Source organism: Nocardioides sp. (genome assembly GCF_030655615.1).
Taxonomy (GTDB): domain Bacteria; phylum Actinomycetota; class Actinomycetes; order Propionibacteriales; family Nocardioidaceae; genus Nocardioides.
Genome location: NZ_JAURVJ010000047.1, coordinates 1 through 8617, shown reverse-complemented (window position 1 = coordinate 8617; position 8617 = coordinate 1). Strand labels below are relative to the sequence as shown.

The window sequence follows — 8617 nt, the reverse complement described above, 5'->3', positions numbered from 1 at the left end:
TGCCAGAAGTCCTTGAACCGGTCCAGGACGCTCGTCTGCAGCACGCGGAGCAGGTTAGGGCATCGATGTGGGACCCACCCTCATCAACAGCGCGTAGTGTCGGTGCACGGAGCCACCCAGGCTCTCCATCAGAGAGACCCCACATGAGCGACAAGTCGCCTCGTCAAGGAATGACCAAGAAGTCCGGGAAGTCTCTCAAGGAGAAGCGTGCCGACAAGCGCGGCAAGGCAGCGGGCGACACCTCGCCGCTGATCGAGACGCCCGCCAAGCGTCGCTGACCCTCAGGTCGTCGCGAACGAGGACGCCGACGACACGTCGGTGTTCTCGGCCGCGAGCAGGATCGCGCCGACGAGGCTCGCCCTCGCGCCCAGTTCGCCGGCCACGATCGGGGTGCTGGCCACCGAGTCGAGCGCATAGCGGCGCAGCCCGATCCGGGCCGGCTCGAGCAGCAGCTCGCCCGCTCGCGCCATGTCGCCACCGACGGCGACGAGCGCCGGGTTGAGCAGGTTGACGATGCTGGCGAGCCCGCGGCCGAGGTGGAGCCCGGCCTCCTCGAGGGCGCGCCGAGCAGCGATGTTTCCGTCGCGCGCGGCGGCGACGACGGTGTCGACGTCGGTCTGTCCCGGCGTCTCGGGCAGCTGGCCCGCGAGCTGCTGCTGCACGAACGGCGTCGAGGTGTAGGCCTCCAGGCAGCCCCGCTTGCCGCAGCGGCACACCGGGCCCTGGTCGTCGAGGGTCAGGTGACCGATCTCGCCCGCCGTACCGCCGGCGCCGCGGAAGAGCTCCCCGTCGATGATGATGCCCGCACCGACGCCCGACGAGGTCTTGATGAACACCGAGCTGGCGTGGCCGCGGCCGGCGCCGACGCGGTGCTCGGCGAGGGCGCCGAGGTTGGCGTCGTTCTCGACGAGGGCCGGGCAGCCGAGGACGGCCTCGGCGGCCTTGCGGGCGTTGACGCCGTGCCACCCGGGGAAGATCGCGTCGCCCTCCACCAGCTCGTCGGCGATCGGGGCGGGAAGGCCGAGACCGACCGCGCGCACGTGGGGCGACTCGTCGGAGAAGGCACCGAGGCCCTCGAGCATGGCGTGGGCCAGGGCCAGTGCCTCGCGGTGGTCCTCTCCCCCGCCGGTGTGGTGGCGGTCCTCGCTGATCACGTTGCCGGCCAGGTCACCGACGGCGACCGCGACGTGGCTGTGGCCGAAGTCGATGCCGATGACGGTCCCCGCCGACGACGACAGGCGTACGGCGGCCCCGCGGCGACCGCTGCCCGGCACGACGTCGACCAGGCCGTGGTCGTGGAGGTCGCGCACGATCGTCGACACCGTGGCCGGCGCGAGGCCGGTGGCCCGGGCCAGGTCGGCCTGCGTCCACGACTCACCCCCCTCGCGCAGCAGCCGCACGACCCGCGACTGGTTGGCGCTGCGCAGCGAACCCGGGGACCCCGGGGCAGCGCTGGGCGACGGAGATGACATGGGCGGCACTGTGCCCGCGGCGGGCGGCGTACGTCAATGCTCTTGTCGCTATTGGTCGGCGACAACACGCACTATGCATCGATTTCAAACCTTTTTACGTTCGACTCTTGACGACAAACGTGTGACGGTCAACACTCGACTCGCGTCGGGACGCCCGAGTGCCCGAACAAGTTCCCATCTCAAGGAGTCGATCGTGACCACACCGTTCCACCGCGTAGCCGCCCTGGGCGCAGCCCTGGTCATCAGTGCTGCCGCCCTCACCGCCTGCGGCGCCAACGATTCCAACGATTCCGGCAACGACAGCGGCAACGACGGCGGCAGTGACAGCTCCGGCGGCGGCGAGGCGTCGGGCACGATCGCCCTCCTCCTGCCCGAGTCCAAGACCACCCGCTACGAGGCGTTCGACAAGCCGCTCTTCGAGGCCAAGGTCAAGGAGCTGTGCGGCGGCTGCGAGGTCGACTACTACAACGCCGACCAGGACGAGGCCAAGCAGGCCCAGCAGATGACGACCGCCCTCAACGGCGGCGCCAAGGTCGTCGTCCTCGACCCGGTCAACGGTGCGGGTGCGACCGGCATGGTCGAGGAGGCGCAGGGCCAGGACGTCCCCGTCATCGCCTACGACCGGCTGATCACCAACGCCGACTACTACATGTCCTTCGACAACGAGACGGTCGGCAAGATGCAGGCCGAGGCGCTCGTCGAGGCCGTCGGCAGCGCCGGCGACATCCTGATGCTCAACGGGGCGCCCAGCGACCCCAACGCCGCGCAGTTCAAGTCCGGCGCCCACTCGGTCCTCGACGGCTCCGACCTGACCATCGCCGAGGAGTACGACAACCCCGACTGGTCGCCCGAGAACGCCCAGCAGTGGACCACCGACCAGCTGAGCAAGATCGACCCCGCCGACATCGCCGGCATCTACGCCGCCAACGACGGCCAGGCCGGTGGCGTCGTCGCCGCCCTCACCGGTGCCGGTGTCGCGCTCGACGCGCTGCCCCCGATCACCGGCCAGGACGCCGAGGTCGCCGCGATCCAGCGCATCCTCGCCGGCGAGCAGGCCATGACCATCTACAAGCCCATCCCGATCGAGGCCGAGACCGCTGCTGAGGTGGCCGTCAAGCTCCTCGGTGGCGAAGAGGTCAGCGGCACGACCGAGACCGGCATCGACCAGACCGAGTACGAGGGCGTGAAGTCCTACATCTTCGACCCGATCGTCGTCACCCAGGACAACGTCGCCGACACCGTCATCGCCGACGGGTTCTACTCCGCCGCCGACGTCTGCACCGACGACTACGCCGACGACTGCACCGCCGCCGGCATCTCCTGATGGGTCCCCGTTGATGGATCTGAGCAAGTCGGAAGCCGGACAGGGAGAGGGCGGCCGCGTCGTCCTCTCCCTGGCCGGCATCACCAAGCGGTTCGGAGCCGTACAAGCCCTGTCCGACGTGTCGATGCAGGTCCGTGCCGGTGAGGTGGTCGCCCTCGTCGGCGACAACGGCGCCGGCAAGTCGACGCTGGTCAAGGTCATCTCGGGCGTCTACCAGCCCGACGAGGGCGACATCGAGCTCGACGGACGGCGTACGTCGGTCAGCGGCCCGTCCGCGGCCCAGGCCATGGGCATCGCCACCGTCTTCCAGGACCTGGCGCTCTGCGACAACCTCGACGTGGTCGCCAACCTCTTCCTGGGCCAGGAGCGCCGGTCGGGCGTGATCCTCGACGAGGTCGGCATGGAGAAGGAGGCGTGGCGCCTGCTGCGCTCGCTCTCGGCCAAGATCCCGTCGGTACGCATCCCGATCGCCGCGCTGTCGGGCGGCCAGCGGCAGACCGTCGCCATCGCCCGCAGCCTGGTCGGCAGCCCCAAGGTCGTCATGCTCGACGAGCCCACCGCCGCGCTGGGCGTCGCCCAGACCGCGGAGGTGCTCAACCTCATCGAGCGGCTGCGCGACCAGGGCCTCGGCGTCATCCTCGTCACCCACAACATGGCCGACGTCCAGGCGGTCGCCGACCGCATCATCGTCCTGCGACTGGGCCGCAACGCCGCGGAGTTCAACGTCGAGGACGCCACCACCGCCCAGCTGGTCGCCGCCATCACCGGCGCCAGCGACAACGTGGTCGCCGCTCGCGCGGCCCGTACCGAGGAGCTCTCCCGTGGCTGACGCACTCACCAAGGAGCCCGTCGAGACCCCCACGTCGGCCGTCGCGGCCGACATGGCCGACGAGCGACTGATCCACGAGCTCGGCGTACGCGGTGTCATGCGGGCGCTCGTCAACCGGATCCGTGGCGGCGACCTCGGCGTCGGTCCGGTCATCTTCGGGCTCGTCGTCATCTGCATCGTCTTCTACGCTAAGGAGCCGACGTTCCTCTCCTCGGCCAGCCTGGTCTCGATCACCCAGTTCGCGGCGCCCACCGGCGTCATCGCGCTGGGCATCGTGCTGGTGCTGCTGCTGGGCGAGATCGACCTCTCGGTCGGCTCGGTCGCCGGGTTCACCTCCGCGGTGATGGCGGTGACGCTGGTCAACAACGACCAGCCGCTCGTCGTCGCCATGGGTGCCGCCATCGGGACCGGCCTGCTGATCGGGCTCGTCTACGCCGTCCTGCACCAGGTGGTCGGCGTCCCCAGCTTCGTCTTCTCGCTCGCCGGGCTGCTCGCCTTCCAGGGCGCGCTGCTCTACACGCTCGGCGACCAGGGCACGATCACACTGCCGCAGGACTCCGGACTGCGGTCCTTCGCCCGCGAGAAGTTCCTCAGCGACACCCAGGCCTACACCCTCGTCGCGATCGCGACGCTGGCCTACCTCGGGGCGCGGCTGTGGACGATCCGCAAGCGCAAGGAGGCCGGCCTCACCCCGCCGAGCCTCGCGTGGGTCGTGGCCAAGGCCGTGCTGCTCGCAGCCGGCCTGGGCTACTTCGTCTACTACCTCGGCCTGGCGCCCAACGACCGCGGTGTCGGCTACCTCTTCACGCTGTTCGTGCTGCTGGTCGTCGTCGTCGACCTGGCGCTGCGCAAGACCACCTGGGGCCGGCACGTCATGGCCGTCGGTGGCAACGAGGAGGCGGCTCGCCGCTCGGGCATCAAGGTCAGCTGGATCTATGTCTCCGTCTTCGGCCTGACCTCGACGTTCGCCGCCCTCGGTGGCGTCCTGCTCGCCGGTCAGCTCACGACGGTCTCGCAGTCCAGCGGCACGACCGACACCAACCTGACCGCGATCGCGGCGGCCGTCATCGGCGGCACGTCGCTGTTCGGTGGCCGCGGGACGGCGTACGCCGCCCTGCTCGGCATGCTCGTCCTGCAGGCCATCTCCGCCGGCCTCAACATCATCAACGTCGACTCCGACGTGCGGTTCATGGTCACCGGCGGTGTCCTGCTGGTCGCGGTCGCGATCGACTCGGTCTCCCGGCGGCTGCGGTCGTCGAGCGGGCGGGGTTAGGCGCGTCGGGGGCTCCGCCATCCCTGGAGCCTCCCGACCGGCTGTAACTCACTGTTCGTGGCACTACCCCGGCGCTACAGCGCCGGGGTAGTCGTCGTAACGGTGAGTTACAGGTGGGTTGGCGGCGCCGGGGCCCCGGACAAGTAACTCACCGTCCGGGTGACTTACCCGCCCGAATTCGGGCGGGTAAGTCGTGCGTACGGTGAGTTACTTGTCCGGTGACCCGAGCCACGCGTCGGCCAGCAGCTGACGCGTGTCGCTCAGCAGCTCGGGCAACGTGCGGGTGCGGCCGATGATGGGCATGAAGTTCTGGTCGCCCGGCCAGCGGGGTACGACGTGCTGGTGCAGGTGGCCGGCGATGCCGGCGCCGGCGACGTGGCCCTGGTTCATGCCGACGTTGAAGCCCCCGGCGCCCGAGACGGCGCGCACGGTGCGCATCGCCTGGCGGGTCAGGTCGGCGATCTCGGCGGCCTCGGCGTCGGTGGTGTCGGTGTAGTCGGGGATGTGGCGGTAGGGGCAGACCATCAGGTGCCCCGGCGCGTAGGGGTAGAGGTTGAGCACGGCGTAGGCCAGGCTCCCCCGCCGTACGACGAGCCCGTCGGCGTCGTCGAGGCCCGGCATCCGGCAGAACGGGCACGCCCGCTCGGAGTCGTCGGCCGGCTTGGACTCGCCGCGGATGTAGGCCATCCGGTGCGGGGTCCAGAGGCGCTCGAGGCCGTCGTCCTCCCCCGCGCCGTCCTGCTCGTGGGTGGTCACGGGCGGCTCACGGGGACGTGGGGTCGGTGGCCCCGACGGTCGGCAGCAGGTCGACCAGCGGCAGGTCGGGGTCGAGGACGAGGCCGAGGCGGCGGGCGTGGCCGTCGAGGAGGTTCCAGACCGACTGCGAGAGCAGGTCGACGAGGGCCTTGGCCTCGGGGGCGCGGGGCTCGCGCGAGACCCAGCGGCGCACGGTGCCGAAGACGGCGCCGACGAGACCGTGGGCCAAGGGGTCCACCAGCGCCCGCTCGTCGTCGTCGAGCTCGGCCCCGAGCAGCGCGATGGCGAGCTGGAGGATGTCGTTGACCGCGGTCGCGATCCGGTCGGTGCCCTGCTCGAAGGGCCCGGACAGCTCCTGCGCGGCGAACGCGTGCGCGGCCGGGTGCTTGACCACCCAGTCGACGTAGGCCGCGACTATCCGGCGGATGATCTGGTTGACCGTGCCGTCGAGGCTGACCTCCGGGATCAGCCCGTCGGTGAGGTCGTCGAGGATGTGGGCGCGGATCGCGCGGTCGAGGTCGGCGCGGTCGTCGAAGTGGCGGTAGACCACGGTCCGGTTGAGCCCCGCGCGCTGCGCGATCTGCTGGACGTGGAACTCGGCGCCCGGCTGGCCCTCGCCGATGACGGCGAGCGCCGCGTCGAGGATCTGGGCACGCCGCTCCTCGTTGTGCTTGTCCCACCGGGCTTGGCGCCCGTCCTGCTGACCCATCTCACCCTCACCGCGTGTCGCCCCTCAGGTGCGACCGTCGAAACCCCTGACCAGTCGCCTCAGCGAAGGGTAACCGCGTCGTGGTGTCGGGGTCGTCCCCGCGCGCGCGACGCGCGCCATCTCATCGACGTCGACGATCTTGGCGCGCGGTCGCGAGCGGCGCTCGCCGCGGCGGCGCTCCTCGGCGTCGATGGCGCGCCAGCCGGCGAGGTCGACGTACGCCGGGCAGCGTCCGGCCACGACGGAGGCGATCGACGCGAGGCTGCCGACCGGGGTGGGGAGGCCGGCGTCGAGGTCGTCGAGGATCGCGGCGACGGTGCCCTCGGCACACGACTTGTTGGTGCCGATGAAGCCGGTCGGGCCGCGCTTGACCCACCCGGCGACGTAGAGCCCGGGCCGCACCCGGCCGTCGACGTGGGGCACGGTGCCGGTGGCGGCGTCGTAGGGCAGGTCGGCGACGGGCCGCCCGTGGTAGCCGATCGCGCGCAGCACGAGGTCGGCCTCGATGACCTCGGTGGTGCCGTCACGGACGACCTCAACGGCGCGCACGCGGTCGTCGCCGGCGATGCGGACCGGGGTGGTGTGGAAGCGCAGCACGATCCGGCGTACGCCGGGTGCTGCGGCCGGTCGGGCCGGGCGGGCCGGTCGGGCCGCGAGCTCGGCCAGCACCTCGAGCTTGCGGGTGCCGGTGGGCGGCGGGGCTCCCCCCGTGTCGACGACGACGTCGATCGCACCGCTCTCGGCGAGCCCGGCGAGACCGACGAGCTCGGGCAGCGTGAACGCCGCGTCGGCGGGTCCGCGGCGGCCGAGGACGACGACCTCGCGGACGTTGCTGCGGCACAGCGCCGCCCACGGGAGGGCAGCGATGTCGGTGTGCTCGAGGGCGGCTGGGTCGAGGGCGAGGATGCGGGCGACGTCGAGGGCGACGTTGCCGTTGCCGACGACGACGGCGCGGCCCGAGGTGCCGTCGAGCGGGACGTCGAGGTCGACCTTGTCGGGGTGGCCGTTGTACCAGCCGACGAGGTCGGTGGCCGAGAGCGAGCCGGGCAGCTGCTCGCCCTCGATGCCGAGGCTGCGGTCGGCGCTGGCGCCGACGGAGTAGACGACGGCGTCGTACTGCGCCTCGAGGTCGGCGAGGGTGAGGTCGCGGCCGATCTCGACGCCGAGGAAGTAGCGGAAGCCGGGCTGCTCCTCGATCGCTCGGAAGAGCTTCTCGACCCGCTTGGTGTGGTGGTGGTCGGGGGCGACGCCGGCGCGGACCAGGCCGTAGGGCGTGGGCAGCCGGTCGTAGACGTCGACCGAGACCTCGGGGTGCTTGAGGAGCTCGTCGGCGGTGTAGAGCCCGGCTGGCCCGGCGCCGACGACGGCGACGCGGAAGGGTCCGCGGCGGGTCAGGCGGCGCTGCTTCGCGACGACGGACAGCGGGGTGCGGACGGGGTGGGGGAAGCAGTCGAAGTAGTCGGCGTTGATCGCGACGAACGGCTGCTCGTCGGGCGTCAGGACCGTGTCGGGCTTGATGGCGTCGACGGGGCACGCGGTGGCGCAGGCGCCGCAGCCGACGCACGCCGTCGCGTCGACGTACAGCATCTCGGCCTCGGCGAAGCCGGGCTCACCGGGCGCGGGGTGGATGCAGTTGACCGGGCAGGCGATGACGCAGGAGGCGTCGGCGCAGCAGGACTGCGTGACGACGTAGGCCATGTCAGCTCGTCAGAGGCTCAGGCGGCGGCGGACGCTGGCTGGCTGCGAAAGCGCGAGCTGCGGCCGTCGATCCCGAGGGCCCGCCACAGCCGGCGCGAGACCGGGTTGAGCAGGCCGGTCTCCTCGGCGAGCATCCGGACGTCGCCGAAGAGGTCGCGAAGGAACTTCTCGGACTCGGGCGCGTCCCAGTAGAGGTCCTTCATGACCGCGTCGGGGATGCCCATGTCGCGCTGCGCCTGCTTGCTGGGGACCAGGATCTCGTTGCAGAGCCACTTCATGATGACCGGCACGATGACCGACAGGGCCGCGCGGTCGCGGCGCTTGAGCTTGGGCGCGTGGTGCTGGAGGTACTGGTGGGCGAACCCGATGTGGCGCGCCTCCTCGGCGACGTGGATCTGCATGATCCGCTGCAGCATCGGGTGCATGTCGTCGCCGGCTCTCACGATAGACTACTGCACGTTGTCAATGGGATCCTCGCCGCCCAGGACGCCGTAGAGGAACGCGAACGGCACGACGCGGGCGGCCAGTGGCAGCACCGGGCCGAGGGTGCGGAAGA

At 71.2% G+C, this 8617-nt stretch carries 9 protein-coding genes; 4 read left to right on the top strand and 5 right to left on the bottom strand.

Features of this window, described 5'->3' with window-relative positions; genetic code table 11:
- The first annotated feature begins 143 nt into the window (after positions 1-143).
- On the top strand, positions 144-278 hold the full coding sequence (locus tag Q7T52_RS04320) for a hypothetical protein (protein WP_304799741.1): 135 nt from the start codon (positions 144-146) through the stop codon (positions 276-278).
- A 3-nt stretch (positions 279-281) separates the two neighbouring features.
- Here the strand turns inward: Q7T52_RS04320 and Q7T52_RS04315 are convergent, their stop codons facing one another.
- Positions 282-1472 carry an ROK family transcriptional regulator gene (locus Q7T52_RS04315; protein WP_304799739.1) on the bottom strand — a complete coding sequence of 397 codons (1191 nt, stop codon included), beginning with the start codon at positions 1470-1472 and terminating at the stop codon, positions 282-284.
- A 193-nt stretch (positions 1473-1665) separates the two neighbouring features.
- Here Q7T52_RS04315 and Q7T52_RS04310 point away from each other — a divergent pair, with 193 nt between their 5' ends.
- The 3 genes from Q7T52_RS04310 to Q7T52_RS04300 are packed head-to-tail and all read left to right on the top strand — an operon-like array spanning position 1666 to position 4898.
- Positions 1666-2796, top strand: a complete 1131-nt coding sequence (locus Q7T52_RS04310) for a sugar ABC transporter substrate-binding protein (RefSeq protein ID WP_304799737.1) — start codon at positions 1666-1668, stop codon at positions 2794-2796.
- A gap of 13 nt (positions 2797-2809) precedes the next feature.
- Positions 2810-3625, top strand: a complete 816-nt coding sequence (locus tag Q7T52_RS04305; protein ID WP_304799735.1) for an ATP-binding cassette domain-containing protein — start codon at positions 2810-2812, stop codon at positions 3623-3625.
- Positions 3618-4898, top strand: coding sequence for a sugar ABC transporter permease (locus tag Q7T52_RS04300; protein ID WP_304799733.1), 1281 nt, complete (start codon positions 3618-3620; stop codon positions 4896-4898). The genes Q7T52_RS04305 and Q7T52_RS04300 overlap by 8 nt, the downstream gene beginning before the upstream one ends.
- A gap of 207 nt (positions 4899-5105) precedes the next feature.
- On the opposite strand, the gene Q7T52_RS04295 is transcribed toward Q7T52_RS04300, so the two are convergent.
- The 4 genes from Q7T52_RS04295 to Q7T52_RS04280 form a co-directional block, all read right to left on the bottom strand.
- Entirely contained in the window at positions 5106-5585 is a 480-nt protein-coding gene (locus Q7T52_RS04295) for an HIT domain-containing protein (RefSeq protein WP_370692292.1), read from the bottom strand.
- A gap of 76 nt (positions 5586-5661) precedes the next feature.
- Positions 5662-6363 (bottom strand): TetR/AcrR family transcriptional regulator, encoded by a 702-nt coding sequence (locus Q7T52_RS04290; protein WP_304799729.1) that lies wholly within the window; start codon positions 6361-6363, stop codon positions 5662-5664.
- 24 nt (positions 6364-6387) lie between these two features.
- Complete coding sequence (locus Q7T52_RS04285) at positions 6388-8061, bottom strand: FAD-dependent oxidoreductase (RefSeq protein WP_304799727.1); 1674 nt, start codon at positions 8059-8061, stop codon at positions 6388-6390.
- Positions 8062-8078: 17 nt separating this feature from the next.
- Complete coding sequence (locus Q7T52_RS04280) at positions 8079-8504, bottom strand: diiron oxygenase (RefSeq protein ID WP_304799725.1); 426 nt, start codon at positions 8502-8504, stop codon at positions 8079-8081.
- Positions 8505-8617: the final 113 nt, after the last annotated feature.

Excerpts from the sequence above, each read along its gene's own strand:
- Q7T52_RS04320 (WP_304799741.1), top strand. The coding sequence starts at position 144 with ATGAGCGACAAGTCGCCTCGTCAAGGAATGACCAAGAAGTCCGGGAAG.
- Q7T52_RS04315 (WP_304799739.1), bottom strand. The coding sequence starts at position 1,472 with ATGTCATCTCCGTCGCCCAGCGCTGCCCCGGGGTCCCCGGGTTCGCTG.
- Q7T52_RS04305 (WP_304799735.1), top strand. The coding sequence starts at position 2,810 with ATGGATCTGAGCAAGTCGGAAGCCGGACAGGGAGAGGGCGGCCGCGTC.
- Q7T52_RS04295 (WP_370692292.1), bottom strand. The coding sequence starts at position 5,585 with ATGGCCTACATCCGCGGCGAGTCCAAGCCGGCCGACGACTCCGAGCGG.
- Q7T52_RS04290 (WP_304799729.1), bottom strand. The coding sequence starts at position 6,363 with ATGGGTCAGCAGGACGGGCGCCAAGCCCGGTGGGACAAGCACAACGAG.
- Q7T52_RS04285 (WP_304799727.1), bottom strand. The coding sequence starts at position 8,061 with ATGGCCTACGTCGTCACGCAGTCCTGCTGCGCCGACGCCTCCTGCGTC.